Below are 25,271 nucleotides of genomic sequence, written 5' to 3'. Positions count from 1 at the left end.
GGCATGCGTTGGCATGCTTTTTTCATTGATTAAATATGCTATAATACATTAAACTTTAGGAGGTGCTTATGGAAGATTTGAAACGATTCAAAGATTTACCAAACTATAGTGAATTATTAAATATAACACAAATTCACAAAGGGTGGTCACTAGATAAAAAATACCATGTTTTAACTAAATCCTACGAGCATTATTTATTAAGAACAAGCGATTTTTTAAATTACGACAAAAAGAAGTCTGAATATGAGTTTATACAAACTTTAGCCAAAGAGCCAATTCCGATGAGTCAACCGATTGATTTTGGTGTTTTTAACGAAGGACAAGAAGTGTATATGTTACTATCTTTTATCGATGGTGAACAAGTTGAAATTGTCGTGCCACACCTACCAAAAAGAATGCAGTACGAACTTGGGTTTGAAGCGGGTAAAATTTTAAAACAAATTCACAGTATTACTGTAGCTAACCCTATCGATTTTAATCGAACGTATAAAGATAAGATTGCCCGTCGTATTGAGTTATTTAGACAGTGTGAGATAAAAAGCGAAAAAGTAGATGAAATAATCAAATGGGTTCAAGCAAATACCAATTTGTTAAATGATAGACCAATAAGCTTACAACACGGAGACTATCACACTGGTAACATGATTATTAACCAAAACAATGAACTATCAATCATAGATTTTAATCGTCATGAAATTGCAGATCCCTATTATGAGTTTAATCGATTATATATCACCATAAAATATAGCGAGGCATTTGCGAGTGGCCAAATTAACGGGTATTTTAATAACAAAGTTCCAAGTGATTTCTTCACCTATTTGAAATTTTATGTGCTATCTACACAAATAGGTGTCATTCCATGGGCCTTGGTGTATGATAAAGATAATTTAGAATTTGCTTATGATAGCATCAATCAAGCTTATCGTGATTTTATTGAAAACAAAACTAATGTGCCAAATTGGTATATATCAGGAGAAGCAGCAAAAAAGCTTTAAGTTAAAAAGGCAAATATGCCTTTTTTTATTTTGAGGATACCAGAAGAGTTTAATCCACTCTTTTTCTGCATAAAGATTATGATATAATTAACTGGGGTGATATTATGCAAGCAACAATTATTACAATTGGAAACGAACTATTAAATGGTAAAACGATTAACACGAACCTCAACTATTTATCTAAAGAGTTAAGAAGTATTGGCATAAAGGTCTCACGTGCTGTAAGTATTAATGATGAAGAAACTATGATTAATGAAACCCTTGATCAAACAAAAGATAATTTAATCATTTTCACTGGTGGCCTTGGACCAACGAAAGATGACTTAACAAAAGAATCTGTATGCAAATACTTTAACTTAGAACTCCACTACCACGAAGAGTCATATAAAAGAATTGAACTCGCATTTGCCCGTATGAACCGTACAGTAAATGAATCAAATAAAAAACAAGCGTATTTTCCAAAAGAATCTATTATTTTACCTAATCAATATGGAACCGCACCAGGGGTTATCATTCAAGTTGATGATAAAATAATTGTTTTACTACCCGGTCCACCACAAGAGATGCATCCAATGTTCTCAAGTGTAAAAGCCTACCTCGAAGAACGTGTTGAGAAAGATTTTTATGAAGCAGGCTTTTTAGTTGTCGGTATTGGTGAATCGGATATGGAAGGTCAACTTACCACTATTTATGAAAAACATGATAAGGTTAATATTGCGCCTTACGCAGGTTTAGCAGAAATACAGTATATCTTTACATCACCAAATAAAAACGCGCTTGAAGCCGCATTAAACGCCTTTCAAAAGACATTTGATGAGTATATTGTTGGTCCTTATAACATGCCACTTGAAGAACGCGTTGTTGAGGTGTTAATGGCACAAAATAAAACCATCTCATTTGCAGAATCTTGCACAGGCGGACTTTTAGCTGGAAGATTAATTAATGTTCCAAACGCATCACAAGTTTTTAATGAATCCTATGTACTTTATTCAAACGAATCAAAAATTAGAAACTTAGGCGTTAATCAAATGATTATCGATAAATTCGGAGCGGTTAGCGATCAATGTGTTTATGAACTTGCCTATCAAGCCGCACATCGTACACGCAGTGATATAGCGATGAGTATATCAGGGGTTGCAGGGCCTGGTGGTGGTAGCTCAATAAAACCAGTTGGAACGGTATATTTTGGGCTTTATCACGAAGGGAAAACAAAAACATATCATCGTGTATTTGCAGGGGATCGCCAAATGATCCGCTATAAAGCTGTAACTTTTGCGCTTTACTTAATTTATAAGGCATTAATGCATGAAGACAATCATTAAAAAAGAAATATTAGAAGGATTAAACACACTTCAATATATAAGTGAATCCGCTAATAAACTGCTCTTTTTACAACATGGTATTTTTGGGAGTAAAGAAAAAATCATGAATCTTTTAGGGGTTTCATTTGTTAAACTTGGCTATCACGTTATTGGGATAGATGCCTATAAACATGGAAGTAGACTAGCAGAACCATTTATATCAAAAGATAAAGATTTGTGTGAACTAGATGCTTCAAACGTTGTAAGACAAACCGCTGAAGATATTTTAACTATCTATACAAAACACTTTAAGTCACAGTACAAAACCTTTGATATTGCTGGTATTTCCATGGGTGGATTAACTGCATACTATCTTAGTACCATCACCGAAGACATTAACCATTTAATCGCACTAATTAGCAGCCCAAAATTTTTAGAAGCAACCAAGCATAGGCTTCCAAAAAACCGACAAGAACTTTATCCAAATAGTGATGAAGTATTAAAACAAGTTGAAGCGATGGACCCAAGTAAAAATGTTGATAACATGCATTTTAATACGTTAATCATGTTTAGCGGAAAAGAAGATAAAGTAATACCATACCAACAAAGTGAATCGTTTTATCAAACCTATAAAGATACTAAAAATATTATTTTTAAAACCTATAAAACTGAACATAAAATAAACAAAAAAATGCATGAAGATTTACTAGACCTTCTAAAAAAAAGTTACGGAGGCTATGATGAATAAACACATAAAAAATAAAGAAACAGATCTATTATTTGAACATATGTTAAAACTAAAAACCGTTGAGGATTACTATGCGTTTTTTGAAGACATTGCAACCATTCAAGAAATAAAAGAGTTTACCCAACGTTTTCATGTTGCAAGACTTTTAAAACAAGGCACAACCTATGTTGAAATTGAACGAATAACTAAAGCAAGTGCAACTACGATAAGTCGCGTAAATAAAGCCTTACAATACGGTGCTGGCGGTTATCAAAAGGTCTTAAAATAACCATTTAAATACTTAAGGTTTTTTTTAGTCTATTTGTTTACATCAAGGAGACCTTGTGATATAATGATTTACCGTGAGTTATAAACTCATCCTTGCTGCATGCAGCCAATAGACCATAAGGAGGAAAAAAAATGACAAAATACGAAATCATGTATATTATTCGTCCAACTGTTACTGAAGAAAACCGCAAAGCTTTAATTGAAGAATTAAGCAATATTTTCACTTCAAGAGATGCTTCAGTAGATAAAGTTAACGAATGGGGAATGCGTGACTTAGCGTACGAAATTCAAAAGCATAGAAAAGGTTATTACGTTATATTAGACGTAACAGCTACTGAAGAAGCACGTGCTGAATTCGACCGCGTTGTTCGCATTAAAGAAGACATTTTGCGTTACCTAATCATTAAAGACGTAAGATAAGAAAGGTGATAGTATGATTAACCGTGCGATATTAGTAGGGCGCTTAACAAAAGACCCTGAATTAAGACGTACTGCAAACGATATTCCAGTTGCAACATTTACCTTAGCTGTAAATCGTCAATTCTCAAACCCAAGTGGTGAAAGAGAAGCAGACTTTATCCAATGTGTTGTCTGGAGACGCCAAGCTGAAACCGTTGAACAATATCTTTCAAAAGGTTCATTAGTCGGTGTTGAAGGTCGTATTCAAACACGTTCTTACGATGACCAAGACGGTAATAGAAAATACATCACTGAAATCGTTTGTGATTCAGTCCAATTCTTAGAGACCAAAGCGTCTCAAGAAAATAGTAGCAACTATAATAATGAAAAAGAATCACAACCACGACAACAACAATCTAAGAAAACGTCTTCAATACCTGATATAGTAACCGAAGACGATCTACCATTCTAATAAGGAGGAATAATCATGGCAAGACCAAATACATTTCGTAAACGCCGTAGAAAAGTATGTTATTTCACAGAAAATAACATTAAATACATCGATTACAAAGACGCTGAATTATTAAGACGTTTTATTTCTGATAGAGGTAAAATTTTACCTAAACGTGTAACTGGAACAAAAGCTGGTTACCAAAAAGAATTAAGCGTTGCAATCAAACGTGCGCGTCATATGGCATTATTACCATTCGTAAAAGACTAAAAATTTAAAATACGCCCTTTAAGGCGTATTTTTTTGTTATAATAATTAACGAGGTGATACAATGGAAACCCTTCATAAAAACGATCAACGTGTTAAAGAAATAAGTGCCTTTATGAAAGCATTAAATGACGAATCAACGAATAAAAAAGCTGTGTATGAGCAATATAAAGACATTGTTCATTCGATTACACCACTGGATTTATTTTATGTAGAAATGTATAAAGAAAATACAAAAGAATCAATTCAATCTATTAAAGATAATGCAAACAAATTCGTAAATGTTTTTTATAAAGGATTATCAGAACATGCGCTTTTGTCTCATCACCACGACTTTTTTAAATGGATGTTAGAGGAAAATGAAGCAATTATTAATCATCTAAAATCATTAAAACCACACTTTAAAGAAAACAAAATGATTGATAATAAGGCACAATTATTAAAAGGGTTTACTAAGTGTTTAGAGTTTGAAAAAAAATGGGTTAAAAAAGAAAATATTTTATTTCCACGATTAGAAAAACTCGTCCCTTCAAATAAACCTCTAGAAGTTATGTGGAGCCTACACGATGATGCTCGAAAACAAATAAAAGAAATTATTCATCATTTTGAAGAAGATATCCTTGACGTTGATCGTGTTAAACCCATTATTGGAAGCTACTATTATTTAGTCTACGGAATTATCCAAAAAGAATCGATTATATTATTTCCTGTTGCTGATAAATTCCTAAGTGATAACTTACTTGATGAAATGTTAGAAGAATGTATGCAGTACGGATTTACCTTCTTAGAAAAACAGTATGTGACAAAGAAAAATCGAATTTTTGATCAGTTTGAACAAAACGAGTTTAAAGTCGCAAATGGCACGCTCAATTTTAAACAGTTAAACCTCATGCTAAACCATTTACCCCTTGATATTACGTTTGTTGATAAGCATGATAAAGTAGCTTATTTTAATGAAACAAAAACACGTCATTTTCCAAGAAATCCGTCTGTAATTGGTAGACTTGTTGAACATTGTCACCCACCTAAAAGTGTCGATACTGTAAAAGAAATTGTCCAATCATTTAAGGATGGTAAAGAAGATATGGCAGAGTTTTGGATCAAGTTTAAATCACATTTCTTATACATTACCTACTACGCTGTACGTGATGAACAAGGTAACTATGAAGGTGTATTAGAAGTATCACAAGATATTACTAGAATAAAAGCATTAAAAGGTGAACAAAGATTATTGAAATGGAAATAAAAAAGACCGAGCGCGCTCGGTCTTATTCATAAATAGGTTTAATTTTCTTCATTAAATAGATAAATGGTGTATCTAAAACTGCAACGAACAACTTAACAAAGTAAGTAGTAAAGAAAATACTTAGCACAATATTCCCAGGTAAAACAAACAAGAATGCTAAAGGGACAAATATTGCAGAATCAACAGCTTGAGAAATAGCGGTTGAACCGATGTTTCTAACAAATAAAAGTTTATCACTTGGCCAAATCGACTTAATCTTTTGAAATAAATGTACATCGAGTATTTGGCTAACAAGATAAGCAATTAAGCTAGCAATGATGATACGTACCATATCAACTTCACCAAAATTAATACCAAATATTGTCACAAGTGCATCTTGAGCAAAATCTTCTTCAGCAGGGTTGAACCATAATGCAAACTGCATAATGATTACCATAGAGATTAATGTAAAAAATCCCATATAAACCGCTCTTTTTGCTTCTTTAATCCCATATTTTTCACTTAGGGTATCCGTTGCTAGAAACAACGTTCCAAACATAATGTTTCCAAGTGTAGCGTAAAGTCCAAATAACTCCACTATTTTTAATACTTGAATATTTGCTAAAATAGTCCCCATAGCAATCCAAGCAAACATACCATACTTTCCAAATAACTTATAAGAAAGTACAATCATTACGAAGTTTGCCAAAGCAAACAACAACCAAATCAACTCATTATTCATTATAATGCCTCCTAGTTTTGATATCGCAGGATGGTTACGAACTGCGTAATACTGACACATTTTATATGAATTAAAACACTTTGTCAATAATTATTCTTGAGTAAGGTTTTCCTCTTTTTAAACAGTGCTTGATGTGATATAATATTTTAAGCAACAACGAATAGGGGTGAAGGTGTGGACAGAACTTTTTATTTGCTATTTAGCGTAATAATTGTAGTCCTGGCAATCCTTGGAATCGCATTTAGTTCAAGCACAGTCGCATTAATTATTATCTTATCTATCGCATTGATTTTTATGTTCAATGTGTATTTTGTTGTGCACTACTTAAGAGAAAAAATCTTGAAAATTAAACAATTACGCGTGAAGTTAGAAGAAAAAAATAACTTGATTCATAGAAAAGAGCATATTGAAGAACAACTCATTAATAATATCCCAACAGGTATATTAATGATTAACGAAAACTATGACATTCAATGGGCTAATCAAAAAGCTAAAGAAATATTTGAAAATGTTTTAGAATCTAGAAACCTTGATATGATTCATAAACCTTTAAAAGAAAAACTCGTTATTGAAGAAGATTCATTAAACCCTTTTGTTATAAAAATTTATGAACATTTATATGAGGTCATTTATGACCGGTTAGAACAAACTGTATTTTTGTATCAAGTAACTGAAAGAGAAGAGTTAAAACGCAAATATGCAGAACATACAAACGTTATCGGTGTTCTACATTTAGATAATTTTGAAGATGCTTTAAGTGTTTTAGATGTTCAAGAAAAAAATGAAATTCAAGGACAGTTTTTAGGCGCACTTGATGATTGGGCTTACGACGCTGGATTTCATATTGTCCCTATAAGCAATTCAAAACTCGTTGTATTTTTACATAAAAAGAACTTAGAAGAACTTGTAAACAATCAGTTTAAAATCATTGACTTAATTACGCAAATTTCTAAAGATCATGAACTATTAGTAACAATGAGTGGTGGATTTGCTTGTGCAAATATCCCACTTAACCAGCTTGGCGAAATCGCAGAAGCAGCTCTTGATTTAGCACTATCACGCGGTGGAGACCAAGTCGTTATTAATGTTCAAGGAGAACCTCTTAAATATTTTGGTGGAAACACAAACACCCAAGAAAAACGTACGCGTATATCAAGTCGAATTAATGCACAAAAACTTGCAATGTTATTTGAAGATTGTGATAAAGTTTTTATCATGCCGCATACGCATCCTGATACAGATGCATTAGGAAGTGCTATTGGGGTTTTAAAAATGGCACAAGCACTAAAAAAAGATGCGTATATTGTTCTGAATTTCAATGAAATTGATAAAACTGTAAAGAAAATACTTCAATTAATGGAATATGAGTATGTTTCGTTTTTAGAAAACTTTATCTCACCTGAAGAAGCAAATGCAATGTCTAATCGTGAGAGTTTGTTGATTTTAGTCGATCATCACTCAAGAGGCCAATTAATTGATGAAAAGTTGGTTCAAAATATTCCAAGTAAAGTCATTATTGATCACCACAGAAAGTTGAATGATTTTATAACAGAAACAAGGTTATCTTATATAGAACCTTATGCTTCAAGTTCAAGCGAATTAGTTGTTGAAATGATAAACGTGTTTGATAAGGACATTCCAATTAATCCTTTTGAAGCAACGATTATGTTATCAGGAATTATCGTTGATACTAATAACTTTATGTACCGAACCGGTGCGCGAACATTTGAAGCAGCTGCTATTTTAAGAAAATTTGGTGCGGACACCTATAAAGTTAAAAATATTTTAAGGGAGTCATTAAAAGATATTCAAATCAAATCTCAACTACTCACATTAGCTGAAGTAATTAAAAAACGTTTTTCTATGGTTATTGTACCGGATAACATAGAAACAGATCGTATTTTACTTGCTCAAATTAGTGATGATTTATTAGAAATTGATAACACTGTTGCAGCTTTTACTATTGGTAGATTATCACCAACTACTGTGGGAATTAGTGCAAGAAGTCTTGAAGGATTCAACGTTCAAGTAATTATGGAAAAATTTAATGGGGGCGGCCATTTAAATAATGCAGGTGCTCAAATTGAAACAACCGACATCAGTCAAGTTAGAAAAGACTTGGTAGAGTATTTAGAAACAGCTGTTCAGGAGGAAAAACCAATGAAAGTAATTTTAATTAAAGATGTAAAAAACAAAGGTAAAAAAGGTGAAATAATTGAAGTGGCACCTGGTTATGGAAACTATTTATTAACTAGTAAACAAGCCATTGAAGCAACATCCGAGAATATGCAAATATTAGAAGATGAAAAAACTAAAATAAAAGAACTCGAGCGCAAAGAACTAGAAACAATGAAAGAACTCAAATCACGTATCGATTTTAGAGCAGTTAAAATTTATGTGAAAATAGGAGAAAACGGTAAGTTCTTTGGAAAAATTAATACCAAACAAATTGCTGATGCTTTAAAAGATCAACATGGTATTGAAATTGATAAACGTAAGATTCAACTTGATGATCCTATTACTGCACTAGGCACTTATCAAGTTAATGTAAAACTACATAAAAGCGTAACCGCTACATTTGAGTTACTTGTGTTAGAACAATAATGAATGAAGAAAGAATAATTCCTCATAGTAATGAGGCAGAACAAAACGTTCTTGGTGCAGTATTTATTGAACCAAATACAATTAGAACGATTATTGATAAATTAGAAGTTAACGATTTTTATACTAGAAGACATCGGTTAATCTATGGCGCAATTATTGACCTATTTCAAGAAAAAGTAGATATTGATTACACAACATTGATTTCTAGATTAGAAACAAAGGATTTATTATTAGATGCAGGTGGATCAGATTATATATTAAATCTTGCGGATACAACACCGTCTATTGTAAATTTAGAACATTATATTAATATTGTTAAAGATAAAGCTATAGTTAGAAATATGATTGAAGTAGCAAAAGAAATTGCTGATCAAGGTTATAAAACTACAGATATGTTAGAATTCATTGATGATGCTGAAAAACGTATCTTTGATGTAGCAAAATCAAGACGTACCTCTGATTTTATTACGATGGCACAAGCCACCCAAGAAGTCATTAAGAAAACTGAAGAAGCCAAAAACCAACAGGGACAAATTATAGGGTTAGATACAGGATTTACCGAGTTAAATAATTATGTCTTTGGATTACAACCAAGTGAACTTTATATCATAGCGGCGCGTCCTTCAATGGGTAAATCAGCATTTGCGTTAAATATTGCAACGAATATTGCTAAACTTAAAAGCAAACCATATGTAGCTTTTTTCTCACTCGAGATGGGTGTTGACCAATTAGTTGGCCGTATTTTATCAAGCGAGGCTAATGTTGTTTCTTCTCACATTCGTACCGGTGAATTAACACCAATTGAATGGCAACAAATCTCAGTCGCAAGTGATAAACTTAGTCGATTAAACATTTTATTTGATGATTCAGGAACTGTAAAAGTTACAGACATGCGTCAGAAATGCCGTAAATTAGCGCAAGAAAATAAACTTGATTTAGTCGTAATTGACTATTTACAATTGCTATCAGGATCAAAAAACCAAACGAACCGTGTTCAAGAAGTATCTGAAATTTCACGTGTGTTAAAAGAAATGGCACGTGAATTAAAAATACCAGTTATCGCGTTAAGTCAGTTATCAAGAAGTGTTGAACAACGTCAAGAAAAAATACCGATATTAGCCGATTTACGTGAATCTGGATCGATTGAACAAGATGCGGATGTTATCTTATTCTTATATCGTGAAGATTATTATAGAAGTGATAAAAAAGAAAATACCGATGAAGTTGATATCATCGTCGCAAAAAACCGTTCTGGAGCTGTAAATACTAAAGGATTTAAATTAATCTTTAAGAAACAGTACTCCCGTTTTAGAAACAAAACTTATTCGACTGACGCTTATGCAGACGATATGGAAGACCTCGATTAAACACGCAAGGACTTGCGTGTTTTTCTTTTTAAATCGCTATGGTCTTTTCATGTCTGTAGTGATATAATAGTCCGGTGAAATCTTTTAATTGATGGTGAAGAAGATGTTTAATGGAAGAATACGTAAAAAACCTTTAAAAGTAAAAATTGATTTAACTGAGGGGAGTATTATTAAGAAACTCCTCATTGTAGCTGTACCTATGTTATTAACTAGCATCGTTCAGATGGCTTACAATTTAACCGATATCTTTTGGGTTTCAAGAGTTGATCGCATAGGTTTAATCAAAGAAGAAGCTGTAGCCGCAGTTGGTACTGCAGGATTTTACGCTTGGTTTGGGTTTGGGCTTATCTTGATTGTTAAAGTTGGGGTAAGTGTAAGAGTAAGTCAAGCAGCTGGAAGAAATGACCAAGATGGGGTTAACCGTTTTGCAACTAATGGGCTTATCGTTATGGCCTTACTAGCAATGCTTTATTCCATATTTGGAATTTTTTTTGGTAGAATTTTTTTTGATTTATTTAATATTAACCAAGAAAGTGTTGTTACAAGTGGTGTGAACTATTTAAGAATAGTATCAATGGCTGGTATGGCGTATTTCTTAGTAAATATGTTTAATGGAGTTTATGATGGATTAGGAAAAACCATTAACACATTTTATATGACAGTAAGTGGATTAATTCTTAATATGATATTAGATCCAATCTTTATATTAGTATTAGGATTTGGTGTAGTAGGCGCTGCAAGCGCAACTGCAATTTCTCAAACGTTTGTCTTAGTTAGTTACTTAGTTTTATATATGACAAAAAAACGTCCAGCTGTTTTATCTTTTAAAAAGTATTTTTCTTTCAATACAATTGGAAATATAGTAAAACTAGGTATACCTGTAGGTGTTCAAAGTATGTTAATGACCACTTTTTCCATTGTATTAGGTATTATGGTTGCCTCATATGGACCGACGATTATGAGTGTTTCCAGAATTGGTAGTCAAATAGAAGCATTAAGTTGGATGATTGCATCTGGTTTCCAAGTTGCACTGGCATCATTTGTAGGTCAAAATGTTGGGGCCAATCAGTTTAACCGTGTTAAACAAGGGTATTTTACAAGCATGAAATTACTCGTGCCATATGGTCTTGCGGTTAATGCACTACTCTTATTTGCAGCGTATCCATTATTTGCTTTATTCATTCCAGATGAACCGACCCTATCTCAAGGTGCAAATTACTTGAGAATCTTATCTGTTTCTCAGCTATTTATGATATTAGAAATGGTAACAGCAGGGGCTTTAAATGGATTTGGTAAAACCTATGTTGTTTCATTCATTCAAATGTTTGGTAATGCACTTAGAATTCCTTTAGCTATCGGGTTAAGCATTTTATTAACCCCATCTATTAATGGGATTTGGTGGGCGTTATCGATTAGTTCATTATTCAAAGGAACTGCCATAGTCATTTTATTTGCAGTCTTCTTAACACGACATACAAAAAGACTGAAGCATGCTTCAGTTGAAAAATCCTATTCAGTATAATATAATAATCTGCGGAGTGATAACTATGAAAGATCGTTTAGACAAAATTAGTCAAAGATATGATGAGTTAACCAATCAGCTCATGGATCCTGAAATTACTAAAGATATTAAAAAATTAACCGCCTTATCTAAAGAGCAAAGCGCTTTAGAAAAGACGGTTTCTACCTATAAAGAATATTTAAGTACTGAAGCAACAATTATAGATTTAAAAGAAATGGCCAAAGAAGATGATGAAGAAATTCGTGAAATGGCTCAAATGGAGTTAGAAGAAAACGAAGAAAAACTTGAAAAACTTGAAGAAAAACTTATGGTCTTACTTATCCCTAAAGATCCAAACGATGAGAAAAACGTTATTGTTGAAATTCGTGGGGCTGCTGGCGGAGATGAAGCCAATATATTTGCGGGAGATTTATACCGCATGTATTTAAAGTATGCAGAACTAAAAGATTGGAAAACTGAACTTATTTCACTTGAAGAAAGTGAAATGGGTGGGGTTAGTCAAGTTGAATTTTCTGTATCTGGAGAAAGTGTCTTTTCAATACTAAAATATGAATCAGGTGCTCACCGTGTTCAACGCGTACCACAAACAGAATCTCAAGGACGTATTCATACATCAACAGCAACTGTTTTAGTTCTACCCGAGGCTGAAGATGTTGAAGTTGAACTCAATATGGGCGATTTAAGAATTGACACATTCCGTTCAAGTGGTTCAGGTGGTCAAAGTGTTAACACCACAGATTCAGCTGTTCGAATTACCCACTTACCAACGGGTCTTACAGTTAGTTGCCAAGATGGTAAGAGTCAACATGAAAATAAAGCCACAGCATTAAAAGTAATGCGTGCGCGTTTACATGATAAAATAATGCAAGAAAGAATGGAAAAAGAAGGCGCAGAAAGAAGAAGTAAAATTGGTACGGGAGACCGTAGCGAGAAAATTAGAACGTATAACTATCCACAAAACAGGATTACCGACCATAGAATCGGCTTTACCATTCAACAATTAGATAGAGTAATGGAAGGTAAATTAGAACCGATTATTGATGCGTTAATCGAAGAAGAACTCAAGCGTAAGCTTTCAGGGGAACAATCATCATAAACCCCGAAAAGGAGAATTTACTATGCCAACATTTCAACAAGCATTAAAAATTAATGAACAATATGCCATCGACAACAATAAAGAACCAAGTGCCATTAAATTACTCATGTTACACTTTTCTTGTTTAAATAGTGCAAATTTAGTCGCAAAATTAAACGATGAAATGGATGAAGGTACTTACAAAAAGTTCTTGCGTGCAGTAGATGAATATATCATTAATAATAAACCTGTTCAATACATTACAGAAAACGAATTCTTCTATGGTTATAAGTTTAATGTAAATAATTGTGTTTTAATCCCACGTTTTGAAACCGAAGAACTGGTTACGAACGTACTTGAACTCAAAAATGAGTACTTTCAAGAACGTAAAGTAAAACTTGTTGACATTGGAACTGGTTCAGGGTGTCTAGCTATTGCATTAGCGCTTGAAGATCAGACAATTGAAGCACATGGAACAGATATCAGCGAAGAAGCATTAGCTGTTGCTAAAGAAAACAATGATACATTACACGCAAATGTTACATTTTACCATGGTGACATGTTAGAACCTGTTAACAACCAAAAGTTTGATATTCTTGTTTCAAACCCGCCTTATATTCCAAATGGGGAACATGTAGCACCGCTTGTAAAAGACTATGAACCTCATATTGCTCTTTTTGGTGGAGAAGACGGACTTGATTATTACCGCAAAATTATTATTGGGGCAGAATCTATTTTAAATGACCGTTACATCATTGCATTTGAACATGCATTTGATAAATCTAAAGAGATTAAACGTTTAATAAAGAAATACCTTAAAAACATTCGTATTATTCAAAAGAAAGATATGCAAGGAAAAGATCGTATGACTTTTGTCTTAAAAAAAGATTAAAAAAAGTTATATATATCTATATATATAAGAAGGTGTGTCATATTGACACCCTTTTCCTTAATATGGCATAATAGCACCTAGATTGGAGGCGTTGCTATGAAAAAACTCGTAATTGTTGAGTCACCAAGCAAATCAAAAACCATAAAACAATATCTTGGTGATGACTATGAAGTACTCTCTTCTAAAGGACACATTCGTGATTTATCGATATCAAATGTTGGGGGACTTGGATTAGACATTGAAAATAATTTCACCCCTAAATATGATGTTATCAAAGATAAAGAAAAAATTGTTAAAGATTTAACAAAAGCAGCGAAAAAAGCAGAAGAAATCTATCTTGCGACTGACCCTGACCGTGAAGGAGAGGCGATAAGTTGGCATTTAGAACAAGTGCTTAACATAAAAGACAAACCAACTTTCCGTGTTATTTTTAATGAAGTAACTAAACAAGCTGTCAATGATGCATTTAAACACCCAAGAAGTATTGATTTAGCACTCGTTTCTAGTCAAGAAACGCGTCGAATATTAGATCGTATTATCGGGTTTAAACTCAGTAAACTATTACAAAATAAGATTAAATCCAAATCCGCAGGACGTGTGCAAAGTGCAGCGTTAAAAATACTTGTAGATCGTGAAAAAGAAATCTCAGTGTTTAATGAAGAAGAATACTGGAAAATCAAAGCTATTTTCGAGCAATTCGAAGCCGAATTATCCAATATTGATAAAAAGAAAGCTGTCTTAAATAACGAAGAAGAAGCCCAATCCTTATTAGATACACTATCACTTGAGTTTACTGTAGATAGTGTAAAGGAAAGACAACGTAAACGTGCTTCAAAACCACCATTTACTACCTCTTCACTCCAACAGGAAGCATCAAACAAACTTAATTATAGTGGACAAAAAACCATGCTAATCGCGCAAAAACTATATGAGGGGTTAGATATTGGTAACGAGACAGTAGGATTGATTACCTACATGCGTACAGATTCAACGCGTCTAAGTGATACTTTTATAGGTCCAACTAAATCATATATTAAAAATAAATATGGTGAAGCTTATGTAGGCACTAAAAAAGTTAAAACATTATCTAAAGGCGCTCAAGATGCCCATGAAGGTATTAGACCAACCTCAATAGAATATACACCAGAGCGTGTTAAAGCTTATTTAAATAGAGATGAATATCGTTTATATAAAATGATTTATTTAAGAACCGTCGCATCGCTTATGCGTTCGGCTAGATTCACCTCAACTACCGTTCGTTTAAGTAACGCAAATACCATTTTCAAAGCACGTGCACAAGCACTTAATTTTGATGGGTACTTAAAAGCTTATGGGGCATATGAATCTTTAGAAGTTAGTGAACTACCAACCTTTATAGAAGGTGCAACCATAAAAGCGTTGAATTTCGAGAAAACGCAACACTTCACACAACCACCGGCACGTTTTACTGAAGCAAAACTCATTAAAGAAATGGAAGATTTAGGTATTGGTCGACCATCGACATACTCACAAACCATTTCAACACTAAAAACACGTAAGTACGTAAAACTAGAGGATAAAAAGTTTACCCCTACAGAACAAGGGATGTTAACTATTGAAAAACTAGATGAATATTTCAGTCGTATCATTAGTGTAGACTATACCGCAAAAATGGAAACCGTCCTTGATGATATTGCTAAAAATGAAGCTGATCAAACTAAAATTGTATCTGATTTTTATAATACATTTGTACCATTAGTTGAAAAAGCGAATAAAGAAATGGAAAAAGAACCACCGAAATTCACAGGTGAGGATTGTATTAAATGTGGGAAACCAATGGTGTTTAGAGAATCAAGATACGGAACTTTTGAAGCCTGTAGTGGATTTCCTGAATGTAAATACATTAAAACTCAAGATAAACCTGAAAAGAAAACTGAAGATACAGGAATTACCTGTCCAAAATGTGGAAAAGGTAAGATTGTAGAACGCATCGCAATGAAGGGAAAAAATAAAGGCAACTCTTTTTACGCTTGTAATAATTTCCCAAGATGTAAACATATTTTAAGTGGGAAGCCAGTAGGGCGAAACTGTCCGAAATGTAATAATTTATTAATTGAGGATCAAGATGGTCAAGTTAAATGTGACGACACTAAAAACTGCGGTCATATTGAGACTTAACTGGTCAATTTGTACTCCTCTTGCGGTTCTAAAATATAAACGGCTGTAAAAAGCCGTTTTTTTTGCACCTTAAATCACAAAATATGAAAGGTGATACTTTTTTGAGTTATGTTAGTTGACACTAAAAAGACCTTGTGCTATCATATAACTGCGGCTGAGAAGTCGCAAACTTATCCCTTACATAGCATGGTGAATAATTAATTTTATTCACACATCCCCTTCCTTAATCCGCCGAGAGGCGGATTTTCCCTTTTTATAGGGTTTTTTGTTTTTATAAAATTATGGTTGTGTTATAATACACTGTGATATTATGTGAAAGATGAGTGATTTTTTATGGGATTTATAAAAAGCTTATTCCAATCTAAAAAAAGTAAAGAACAAGCACAAAAATATAAAATTGGAATGGAAAAAACAAGACAAAATGTTTTTAACCAACTCAATGAACTATTAATTAGTGGTAATCGTATTGATGATGACTTATTTGATGAAATCGAAGAGATTTTTATTATGGCTGATATGGGTGTTGAAACCGTTATATCTTTAGTAAACCATCTAAGAGATTCTGTCGAACTAAAGTCAATTAAAAATGCAGAAGATTTAAGAGAAATTATTGTTGAAGAAATGTTTAAACGTTATGTAAAAGAAGAAATCGTAGATACGAACTTAAAGGTTGATGAACCAATTAGTGTTTTGCTATTTGTTGGTGTAAACGGTGTTGGTAAAACAACAACCATTGGTAAAGTCGCGCACTTATTAACAAAAAAAGGTAAAAAAGTAATGATGGTTGCTGGAGATACATTTAGAGCTGGTGCGATTAATCAGTTGCGCATATGGAGTGAACGTGTAGGCTGTGCATTTTATGAAAAAGACGAAGGAACTGATCCATCAAGTGTTATGTTTGATGCCATTAACTATGCAAAAAAACATGATATTGATGTCTTATTATGCGATACAGCTGGACGACTTCAAAACAAACAAAACCTTATGAAAGAACTAGAAAAAATCCATAAAGTTATAGGCAGAGAAATTCAAGGGGCACCACATGAGACACTACTTGTTCTTGATGCAACAACAGGTCAAAATGGTATGAATCAAGCACGTATTTTTAATGAAGTTACCCATTTAAGTGGCGTTGTTTTAACTAAACTTGATGGTACTGCTAAAGGTGGTATTGCTTTAGCGGTAAAAGAAACACTAAATATTCCAATAAAGTTAGTAGGTCTAGGGGAAAAAATAGACGATTTAGAGTACTTTGATATAGAAGAATATATCTACGGATTATTTTCGGATTTATTATGAGTATAGAACTCGATAAACATGTTGAAATTGCAGACTTACTTAGTTATTATGAAAGTCTATTAACCCCAAAACAATTATTAATTATGAGATATTATTACTTAGACAACTACTCCTTAAGTGAGATTGCAGAATTAGAAAACGTCTCACGTAACGCTATCTTTGATCAACTTAAAAGAACAGTGAAAAAGCTATATAATTTCGAAGATAATTTAAAGTTAAAAGAAAAGGCACATTTAAGACAAACCTTAATCAATAAGTTAAAAAATACTAAGGATCAAACCTTAATTAATCAATTACTAGAAGCACTCGAGAAGGTGGAATAACATGGCATTCGATCAATTATCTGATCGCTTACAAATGGCGTTAAGACGCGTCACAGGTAAAGCACGATTAACTGAAAATGATATAGAAGAAATGATGCGTGAGGTTCGCTTAAGTTTACTTGAAGCTGACGTCAACTTTAAAGTTGTTAAATCATTTACCAAAGAAGTTAAAGAAAAGTCATTAGACGAAAAGATTTTAAAAGGATTAAATCCTTCCCAACAAGTCGTTAAAATTGTTCATGATGAACTAAAAGAGTTACTTGGGGGAGAAACAAGTACTTTTGCGATTAAAAGTCAAGGCATAACAACGGTGATGTTATCAGGACTTCAGGGTTCAGGGAAAACAACAACTGCAGGTAAACTAGCAAACTATGTACGAAAACATCATAAAGTTAAGCCATTACTTGTTGCACTTGATGTGTATAGACCGGCTGCAGTCGATCAACTTGTTACTATTGGTAAACAAATCGATGTACCTGTATTTGAAAAAGGCATTAAAGAAAGTCCTGTAACGATTGCAAAAGAAGCATTAGAATATGCAAAAGAAAACAACTATAATTTTGTTATTTTTGACACAGCTGGACGACTACATATCGATGATGTCATGATGGAAGAACTGCTAAACATTAAAGAAATCATCTCACCAGATGAGATTTTACTTGTTTTAGATGCAATGACCGGGCAAGATGCAGTAAGCGTTGCCTCACATTTTCATGAATCACTGAAAATTACAGGAAGTATTATTACAAAATTAGATGGTGATACCCGTGGTGGTGCAGCCCTTTCATTAAGAAAAGTTACTGAAGTACCTATTAAATTCATGGGTCTTGGTGAAAAATTAGATCAATTTGATGTATTCCATCCTGAGCGTATGGCGAGTCGAATTTTAGGTATGGGCGATGTACTTACACTAATCGATAAAGTTACTGAAAACATCGATGAAGACGACATGATGAACATGATGGAAAAAATGATGTCAGGTAAATTTAATTATAATGACTTTATAAAACAGTTAAAAATGATAAAGCGAATGGGTTCTTTAGGTGGTATTCTTAAACTCATCCCAGGCGCTGGAAAAATGATGAAAAACGCAAACGTTGACGACAAACAACTTGTTTTCATTGAAGCAATCATTGGATCTATGACCAAGAAAGAACGTAAAGATCCAAATCTTATCAAGCGTAGCAGTAGTAGACGTCGTCGTGTGGCAGAGGGTTCTGGAAGAAGTGTTGCAGAGGTAAATAAACTCATTCAAAGTCTAGACCAACAAACACAAGCTATGAAAAGAATGTCTAGTATGGACCCCAATAGCATTGATCCAAATAATCCATTAAAAAGCATGAATCAAATGCAACAACCAACCAAACAAAAAAAAGGTAAGGGTAAAAACCGAGGCGGATTTAGATTTTAATAAAAAAGGAATGATTTCATTCCTTTTCTTTATGCTCAATATAAACAAGAATCCCACGTGATTTTTTCTTTTTAAAGTATTCTCTTATAGTAACCATACTATCTACTATATTTACTAACCAACTTTCTAAATATCTAGGTGGTTTTAAGTTTAGAGGAAACATGTGTTTTAAAATAATGTCTTTTTCTTTTTTGTTTAGTTCAAAATAAATAAGTGCATTTTTATAAGCGGTTTTAGCATGGGTAAAGCCATGCTTTTTAAATAGTCTTTTTCTAATTTTTTTTCCTTCAACACGCCAGTCATACAAAAAGAAATCATGAAGTAAGGCGCCACGAACGACGCTTTTTGAATCAAGGTGTAACTTTTTTGAGAGCTTAAAAGCGTAATAAGAAACCAATACAGCATGATCAAAAAGGTTTGTCGTATGATGATAATAAGCTTTTTGTTTTTGATAGGCATCATGCATTAAAATATCTTTTGCAATATCATAATATTCATCATAAAGACTAGGCATCAAAATCACCTTTGTTTTTAGATTTAAATGGTAGTTTTAGTTCAGGGAACGCTTTAAATAGTCTTGTTTTAGTAATATCTTTACTAATTGTATTTATACTATTAAAATCTCTTGTGAAGTTTTTATCTTTAAAGTCAATGAGTCTTGTTTTAATCGAATCATACTTCTTTGTAAGAACGCGTAAAGTTTCATTTTCTGAAATGGTTTCAAATGTTTTAAGCACACTCTTTGGTAGGTGACTTTTCATTTTTGCAGTACGCTCTTCTAAAGCGCTCATGCGCACTTTAAATTCAGTGATAAGACTTTTAAAACTAAATAATGCCTTAAGTGTATAAGCATAATCGATTAATAAAACGACACTTAAAGAAACAGTGATAACATATAAAGTTGTAACACTCAAACTTTGAACAAAAGGAACGATGACTTGAAGATGAAGTCCTAAGAACACAATTGTTCCTAAAACCCCCCAAATAACCGAAAATCTAAGTGAGATATAGCCTTTATAATTAAGTTTTTCATCTGAATAATCCCACCAGCGGGCATTAAATGCATTAAATAATACAATGCCACCAACTAGTTCAAATAATGTGGATATAAATGTAATTAAAATAAATACAATCGCAATGACTTCAATGGTTATTGGAGTAAAACTACTCACTAAAATAAATAGCAAAACATGTAGTGATACTAAGCTTACCCCATATATTGGAACAAAAGGGCCGTTTAAAAATCCTCTATTTACAAAGGATTTAGTTTTATAAATGTAGAAGATAACTTCTAAAATCCAACCAAAAAATGCATAAAGTACTGTATATAAAAACAATTCCATAAAAGTCACCTCCATAGCCTATTATAGCAATTTTCAAGCAAATAAAAAAGTAATCATTTGATTACTTTTTTAAAAATTCATCAAGAAATTTTTCAATTGCAAATTCTTTATTTGAATAAGGGCTCACAACATCAGCAACCTCAATTAACTCAGGATGAGAATTACGCATGGCAATGCCAACTCCTGCGTATTCTAACATCTCGATATCATTATGACCATCACCAAAGGCTATAACATCTTCTTGATTAAATCCTAAAGTTTCAGCGACGTATTTTAACGCTTCACCTTTATTTGTTTGGGGAGTGAATAGTTCAATAATAAAGTTATATTCATCGCCCCAATTACGAGTTAAAATTTTACCTTCGTAATGTTTTTTTACATAGTCTTCAATATATTGACCGTGATTTTTATGTGCTACAATAATAAAACCATTAGTCCCTTCGGGTAATGTTTCACTAAATGGACCAACATTAAGTGTAGCCCCATTGAAAAAATGAAGTAAAGGCATGATATCATCTGTTTTTTCTAATAAATAAATATCATCTTTTAATTCGCAAAATCCATTATATATATGTTCTTTGTTTTTTTCGAAAATATCAATAACATCGTTTTTATCTAGTAACAAACTAACTTCTTTAAATGTGTCATTTCCACGCCACGAAACAAGACCACCATTATAATTGATAATTGGTGTATCTAAGTTTAACATTGTATAGTAACGTTCACTGCTTCTAAATGGTCTACCGGTTGCTATAACCAAAGTATGCCCATCATCTTGTACTTTTTTTAAGTAATTTACGGTCTCTTCTTTTAAGGTTTCCCAATCATAAAGCAGTGTGCCATCTAAGTCGAGTGCTATTAAGTATTTTTTCATATTTATCACCAAAAAACATTATCGCATAAACTAACGATTTTATCAATTCTTTTAACCTTATCAAAGCCCTTTAAAATGATAGTTTTATGATATAATAGATTAAAGAAGAGGTGAGACTATGCCGGAAATATCATTTAGTGGACTGATAAATTTTTTACTCGGTATAATGTCGGGGTTCGTTTTATTTGCAGTTACATACACTTATTTTATGGTTCGAGGTAAAAACTTGGATATGTCTATCATACATAAGCCAAGTGCTGATGTAAAAGAAGAGGACCTTAAAAACCTTATTATTTCAAAACAAAACGAATTTAAAAAACTTTATAAAAAAAACGATGGCAAAATAGGTAAAATAACATTCGATTTATCTTACGAGTTAATCGAAGACATTTCAAAATATTATTTCCCGAAATCAAAGTATCCTATGTTAGAACTAAGTGTAAATGAGATTCTAACACTTAATAACTATATCACCCAACGTGTTGATAAAATATTAGAACAACCAATTCTAAAAAATACACGTAACATAAGAATTACTAAAATTGTTCAAGCCTATGAAGTAAAAAAATCAATGGATCAAAAGAAAATTATTAAAGCAGCAAAAAGTAAAGCAGTTAAGAAAACAATGAAATATACACTTGCCGCGATTAATATAGTCAATCCAGCGTATTGGTTTAGAAAACTAGTTATTAACACTAGTGTTGATTTTGTAACCAAAAAGATTTGTTTAATGATTATTGGTGTTGTAGGTGAGGAAACAAGCAAGGTATATTCAAAAAAATTATTTGATAAAGACTTAGATTTCGACTTAGTCGATAAAGAGTTAAGAGCTTTAGAAGCAGGCGAAGAAGCAGATGTTGATTAATGATTATGATACATATGAACAATGTTTACTTAAACCAGGACATAAAGTCATGGTTTTTATGAGTGATTGGTGTCCTGATTGTCATTATATGGAAACTTACTTAAGTCATATAAAAAAACTTTATGATACAGTACCGTTTTACTTAGTTGATCGCGAAGCGGTTGCCCTTTTATCGATGGAATTAAACATTTTTGGGGTACCGAGTTTATTGGTATACGAGGGTGAAAATATTATCGCTCGTTATGTAGATAAAGAAAGAAAAACGTTTATGCAAGTTAAACAGTTTTTAGATGAAGTGTTACAAAGGAAGGATGAGTAGCATGTGGTTTAAACGAAAGAAGAAACTCGTTGCACCTTATAAAAGAAGTGAGGATGAATCCTTATTTCAAGTGTATGAGATTTTAGAACCTGAAGAAAAACATAAGTATCAAAAAACGCGATTTGTATCGCCTATTTTTGGAGAAAATGTTAAAGATGAGATTGTGATTCCTGTTTTAACACAACGTCCACAAGATATGGATAAACTAGATTCATTTAGAACAAGACCAAAACTTACAAAAGAAGAACGCATTAAAAGATATGGAACAGCATACCCAGAGTTTGATTTAATTCGTGGGAAAAATTTACAAGAAGTCTTAGATAGTCAAACCGAAGGCGGAAGAAGAGTCGCAAAAACTAAAATTGTTACACCCGATGAACCTGCGCCTTATGAACCAATTGAAAAACCAAATCATTATGAAGAAAGAACTATTGAACCTGTGAGTGAACACGTGCAAGAACCAGTTAAAGAAACTTTGAAGGTTGAACCAGTTGAAAAAGTAGTTGAACCCGTAAAAGAAGAAGTCAAAGATGATATACTGGTTAAGGAAGAAAAACCTTTAAACAAAGACCGTTTTGTTAAATCGCATCCTAAACAATTAAAAAATTATCAACTTCCACCGATTAATTTGTTTTCAAAACCTGTTGAACAAAGACCAGATTTAACCGCATCTATTGAAAAGCAAATTAGTATACTAAATAAAACCTTTGAAGAATTTCAAATCGGTGCTCGTGTACATAAACATACACAAGGGCCTACTGTTACACGCTATGAAATTGTATTAGATAGTGGCGTCAACGTTAGAAAAATTACAGGTATTGCTGATAATTTAAAGATGTCATTAGCAGCGACTCAAATACGTATTGAAGCACCTATTCCTGGTAAAAGTTCTGTAGGAATTGAAGTTCCTAACGAACAAGCAGAAACCGTGCATTTTTATGATATTATCAATACTTCAATGTTTAAAAATGCTGCCCAACCACTTACGATTGGCTTAGGATTAGACATTGATGGGCACCCTGTATTTGCTTCAATAAAATCAATGCCACATGGATTAGTAGCTGGGGCAACGGGGAGTGGGAAAAGTGTTTGTATTAATACAATATTAATGAGTTTACTTGTTAAATATCCTCCAAGTGAACTAAAACTTATTTTAATTGATCCGAAAATGGTTGAGTTATCCAATTACTATGATATCCCTCATTTAATTACTCCGGTTATCACAGATACTAAAGCAGCTACCGCAGCTTTAAAATGGGTAGTTGATGAAATGGATAGAAGATTCAATGTATTCAGTGAAGAACGTGTAAGAGATATAGAAACCTATAATCAAAAAATGGAAGCACAAGACGAACATATGCCGTTTATAGTTGTTGTGATTGACGAGTTAGCAGATTTAATGATGGTATCAAGTCAACATGTTGAAGATTCCATTAAACGTTTAACTCAAAAAGCACGAGCATGTGGTATCCATTTAATTATTGCAACCCAGCGTCCTTCGACAGACGTTATTAAAGGAACCATTAAATCAAACATCCCAACACGTATTGCTTTTAGTGTTGCGAGCCATGTCGATTCTCAAACAATTATAGATTCTAGTGGAGCAGATAAGCTCTTAGGGCGTGGCGATATGTTATTTTTAACTAATGGCCAAAATAAAATACGTGTTCAAGGTGCTTTTGTCTCAGATAAAGACATTGAAAAGGTTACGAATTTTATTCGTGAACAAATGGCTCCAGATTACTTCTTCGATCAAGATACATTGGTTAAAAATATCGCTAAATCCTTAGATAGAGATGAATATTTTGAAGAAGTTGCTCGATTTGTAACAGAACAACAAGAAGCATCTATTAATAAGATTAGTAAGAAGTTTAATATCGGATTTAACCGTGCACAAGGTATTGTTGAATCACTTGAAGAAATTGGAATTGTATCTGAAAACTTAGGCTCTAAAGCTAGAGATGTATTAGTTTCAGCAGAAGATGTTGAGGAATTATTAGCAAGAATTAGGTGATAACATGCATGATGATGTAAAGCTTGAAGATTTCTTTAATGATGAAGAAGTTGATGAACTGAAACAGTTAATAAAAGCAGAACAAGAAGTGTCTAAACTGCACAAAAAGGTGCGTTTAGCCCTTTTTGACTTGATTATCATTTTCTTTGTCCCTATATTCTTTAATCGTTATCAAAACTTTGATGTAATTAGAAATTCAACAATATTTGAAACGATTATTTTGGTAATTATATTGATTACAAGCTATATGATTATTGTTCATCGGTTCATGCCTAAAATGGTTTTAACGGAAGTGAAAAATCAAAAAAGAGTTAGATTTCATGCAGAGTTAATGGATATCGCTAGTTTTATGATGACACTACTTGCGATTATTACCGTTACGAATACATTTTTCTTCTCGCTAGCAAGTGTCGAAGGACAAAGTATGGAGCCGACATTTTATCAAAATGATGATATTATTATTAGCCATATCAATCAAACCTATGAACGTTTTGATGTTGTTGTGGTAAGAATAGATGAAGATACTTTTTATGTTAAACGCATTATTGGATTACCCGGTGATGAACTAGAAATCATTAGTGGTGTCGTTTTTATAAATGGTGATCAGTTAGATGAATGGTATGTTCATGATTTTAACGCATCTAATGAAAATTTTTCCATAATGATACCTGAAAACAGTTATTTTGTTTTAGGAGATAACCGTGGTAATTCGAGAGATTCAAGAGATATTGGACCTATAGAACTTAAAAATTTATATGGAAAAGTGATATTTAGAGTAAGACCATTTAACGCAATCGGAAGGGTGAACTAA

General features: G+C 32.8%; 25 protein-coding genes. 21 read left to right on the top strand and 4 right to left on the bottom strand.

All coding sequences use genetic code 11. From position 1 onward, the window contains the following. Positions 1 to 68: 68 nt before the first annotated feature. The 8 genes from ACHAJD_RS04275 to ACHAJD_RS04240 all read left to right on the top strand — a co-directional run bounded on the left by ACHAJD_RS04275 (position 69) and on the right by ACHAJD_RS04240 (position 5,674). Positions 69 to 995: an aminoglycoside phosphotransferase family protein gene (locus tag ACHAJD_RS04275; RefSeq protein ID WP_435584632.1), complete on the top strand. Its 927-nt coding sequence runs from the start codon at positions 69 to 71 to the stop codon at positions 993 to 995. A 104-nt stretch (positions 996 to 1,099) separates the two neighbouring features. Further along, positions 1,100 to 2,317 carry a competence/damage-inducible protein A gene (locus tag ACHAJD_RS04270; RefSeq protein WP_435584631.1) on the top strand — a complete coding sequence of 406 codons (1,218 nt, stop codon included), beginning with the start codon at positions 1,100 to 1,102 and terminating at the stop codon, positions 2,315 to 2,317. Beyond that, on the top strand, positions 2,301 to 3,044 hold the full coding sequence (locus ACHAJD_RS04265) for an alpha/beta hydrolase family protein (protein ID WP_435584630.1): 744 nt from the start codon (positions 2,301 to 2,303) through the stop codon (positions 3,042 to 3,044). Before ACHAJD_RS04270 ends, ACHAJD_RS04265 begins: the two co-directional genes overlap by 17 nt. Further along, positions 3,037 to 3,312, top strand: a complete 276-nt coding sequence (locus ACHAJD_RS04260) for a YerC/YecD family TrpR-related protein (RefSeq protein ID WP_435584629.1) — start codon at positions 3,037 to 3,039, stop codon at positions 3,310 to 3,312. Before ACHAJD_RS04265 ends, ACHAJD_RS04260 begins: the two co-directional genes overlap by 8 nt. 131 nt (positions 3,313 to 3,443) lie before the next feature. Next, positions 3,444 to 3,731, top strand: a complete 288-nt coding sequence (gene rpsF / locus ACHAJD_RS04255; RefSeq protein WP_435584628.1) for a 30S ribosomal protein S6 — start codon at positions 3,444 to 3,446, stop codon at positions 3,729 to 3,731. A gap of 13 nt (positions 3,732 to 3,744) precedes the next feature. Further along, positions 3,745 to 4,182: a single-stranded DNA-binding protein gene (ssb, locus tag ACHAJD_RS04250; RefSeq protein ID WP_435584627.1), complete on the top strand. Its 438-nt coding sequence runs from the start codon at positions 3,745 to 3,747 to the stop codon at positions 4,180 to 4,182. 15 nt (positions 4,183 to 4,197) lie between these two features. Continuing rightward, positions 4,198 to 4,431, top strand: coding sequence for a 30S ribosomal protein S18 (rpsR, locus tag ACHAJD_RS04245; protein ID WP_435584626.1), 234 nt, complete (start codon positions 4,198 to 4,200; stop codon positions 4,429 to 4,431). 61 nt (positions 4,432 to 4,492) lie between these two features. Continuing rightward, positions 4,493 to 5,674 carry a PAS domain-containing protein gene (locus ACHAJD_RS04240; RefSeq protein ID WP_435584625.1) on the top strand — a complete coding sequence of 394 codons (1,182 nt, stop codon included), beginning with the start codon at positions 4,493 to 4,495 and terminating at the stop codon, positions 5,672 to 5,674. A 22-nt stretch (positions 5,675 to 5,696) separates the two neighbouring features. On the opposite strand, the gene ACHAJD_RS04235 is transcribed toward ACHAJD_RS04240, so the two are convergent. Next, positions 5,697 to 6,395: a queuosine precursor transporter gene (locus tag ACHAJD_RS04235; RefSeq protein WP_435584624.1), complete on the bottom strand. Its 699-nt coding sequence runs from the start codon at positions 6,393 to 6,395 to the stop codon at positions 5,697 to 5,699. 174 nt (positions 6,396 to 6,569) lie between these two features. On the opposite strand from ACHAJD_RS04235, the gene rplI reads away from it, so the two are divergent. The 9 genes from rplI to ffh all read left to right on the top strand — a co-directional run bounded on the left by rplI (position 6,570) and on the right by ffh (position 19,045). Further along, positions 6,570 to 8,999: a 50S ribosomal protein L9 gene (gene rplI, locus ACHAJD_RS04230; RefSeq protein WP_435584623.1), complete on the top strand. Its 2,430-nt coding sequence runs from the start codon at positions 6,570 to 6,572 to the stop codon at positions 8,997 to 8,999. After that, complete coding sequence (dnaB, locus tag ACHAJD_RS04225; RefSeq protein ID WP_435584622.1) at positions 8,999 to 10,366, top strand: replicative DNA helicase; 1,368 nt, start codon at positions 8,999 to 9,001, stop codon at positions 10,364 to 10,366. The genes rplI and dnaB overlap by 1 nt, the downstream gene beginning before the upstream one ends. 103 nt (positions 10,367 to 10,469) lie before the next feature. Continuing rightward, positions 10,470 to 11,888, top strand: a complete 1,419-nt coding sequence (locus ACHAJD_RS04220) for an MATE family efflux transporter (RefSeq protein ID WP_435584621.1) — start codon at positions 10,470 to 10,472, stop codon at positions 11,886 to 11,888. A 25-nt stretch (positions 11,889 to 11,913) separates the two neighbouring features. Continuing rightward, a complete protein-coding gene (prfA, locus tag ACHAJD_RS04215; RefSeq protein ID WP_435584620.1) occupies positions 11,914 to 12,984 on the top strand; it encodes a peptide chain release factor 1 in 1,071 nt (356 codons plus the stop codon). 22 nt (positions 12,985 to 13,006) lie between these two features. Beyond that, on the top strand, positions 13,007 to 13,855 hold the full coding sequence (gene prmC, locus ACHAJD_RS04210) for a peptide chain release factor N(5)-glutamine methyltransferase (protein ID WP_435584619.1): 849 nt from the start codon (positions 13,007 to 13,009) through the stop codon (positions 13,853 to 13,855). 96 nt (positions 13,856 to 13,951) lie between these two features. Next, complete coding sequence (topA, locus tag ACHAJD_RS04205) at positions 13,952 to 16,012, top strand: type I DNA topoisomerase (RefSeq protein ID WP_435584618.1); 2,061 nt, start codon at positions 13,952 to 13,954, stop codon at positions 16,010 to 16,012. 333 nt (positions 16,013 to 16,345) lie between these two features. Then, a complete protein-coding gene (gene ftsY, locus ACHAJD_RS04200) occupies positions 16,346 to 17,311 on the top strand; it encodes a signal recognition particle-docking protein FtsY (protein ID WP_435584617.1) in 966 nt (321 codons plus the stop codon). Beyond that, positions 17,308 to 17,634, top strand: a complete 327-nt coding sequence (locus ACHAJD_RS04195) for a sigma factor-like helix-turn-helix DNA-binding protein (RefSeq protein WP_435584616.1) — start codon at positions 17,308 to 17,310, stop codon at positions 17,632 to 17,634. Before ftsY ends, ACHAJD_RS04195 begins: the two co-directional genes overlap by 4 nt. Before the next feature lies 1 nt (position 17,635). After that, the gene (gene ffh, locus ACHAJD_RS04190; RefSeq protein ID WP_435584615.1) at positions 17,636 to 19,045 is read left to right on the top strand and encodes a signal recognition particle protein; all 1,410 of its coding nucleotides are present in this window, start codon (positions 17,636 to 17,638) and stop codon (positions 19,043 to 19,045) included. Positions 19,046 to 19,061: 16 nt separating this feature from the next. Here ffh and ACHAJD_RS04185 read toward each other — a convergent pair whose 3' ends face one another. From ACHAJD_RS04185 to ACHAJD_RS04175, 3 genes are all read right to left on the bottom strand, one after another. Next, positions 19,062 to 19,559, bottom strand: a complete 498-nt coding sequence (locus tag ACHAJD_RS04185; protein ID WP_435584614.1) for an HD domain-containing protein — start codon at positions 19,557 to 19,559, stop codon at positions 19,062 to 19,064. Then, on the bottom strand, positions 19,552 to 20,388 hold the full coding sequence (locus ACHAJD_RS04180; protein ID WP_435584613.1) for a putative ABC transporter permease: 837 nt from the start codon (positions 20,386 to 20,388) through the stop codon (positions 19,552 to 19,554). The genes ACHAJD_RS04185 and ACHAJD_RS04180 overlap by 8 nt, the downstream gene beginning before the upstream one ends. 61 nt (positions 20,389 to 20,449) lie before the next feature. Continuing rightward, positions 20,450 to 21,262: an HAD family hydrolase gene (locus ACHAJD_RS04175; RefSeq protein ID WP_435584612.1), complete on the bottom strand. Its 813-nt coding sequence runs from the start codon at positions 21,260 to 21,262 to the stop codon at positions 20,450 to 20,452. A 118-nt stretch (positions 21,263 to 21,380) separates the two neighbouring features. Here ACHAJD_RS04175 and ACHAJD_RS04170 point away from each other — a divergent pair, with 118 nt between their 5' ends. From ACHAJD_RS04170 to lepB, 4 genes are read left to right on the top strand one after another with little or no spacing between them, the layout of a single operon-like run. Further along, complete coding sequence (locus tag ACHAJD_RS04170; RefSeq protein WP_435584611.1) at positions 21,381 to 22,127, top strand: hypothetical protein; 747 nt, start codon at positions 21,381 to 21,383, stop codon at positions 22,125 to 22,127. After that, the gene (locus ACHAJD_RS04165) at positions 22,120 to 22,446 is read left to right on the top strand and encodes a thioredoxin family protein (protein WP_435584610.1); all 327 of its coding nucleotides are present in this window, start codon (positions 22,120 to 22,122) and stop codon (positions 22,444 to 22,446) included. Before ACHAJD_RS04170 ends, ACHAJD_RS04165 begins: the two co-directional genes overlap by 8 nt. Before the next feature lies 1 nt (position 22,447). Continuing rightward, positions 22,448 to 24,460, top strand: coding sequence for a DNA translocase FtsK (locus ACHAJD_RS04160; protein WP_435584609.1), 2,013 nt, complete (start codon positions 22,448 to 22,450; stop codon positions 24,458 to 24,460). Between the two features lie 4 nt (positions 24,461 to 24,464). Beyond that, entirely contained in the window at positions 24,465 to 25,271 is an 807-nt protein-coding gene (gene lepB / locus ACHAJD_RS04155) for a signal peptidase I (RefSeq protein WP_435584608.1), read from the top strand.

Source organism: Liberiplasma polymorphum (assembly GCF_043951795.1).
GTDB classification, from domain to species: domain Bacteria; phylum Bacillota_I; class Bacilli_A; order Izemoplasmatales; family Izemoplasmataceae; genus Liberiplasma; species Liberiplasma polymorphum.
Note: the sequence above shows the minus strand (reverse complement) of the source record. Positions and strands in the feature narration are given on the sequence as shown.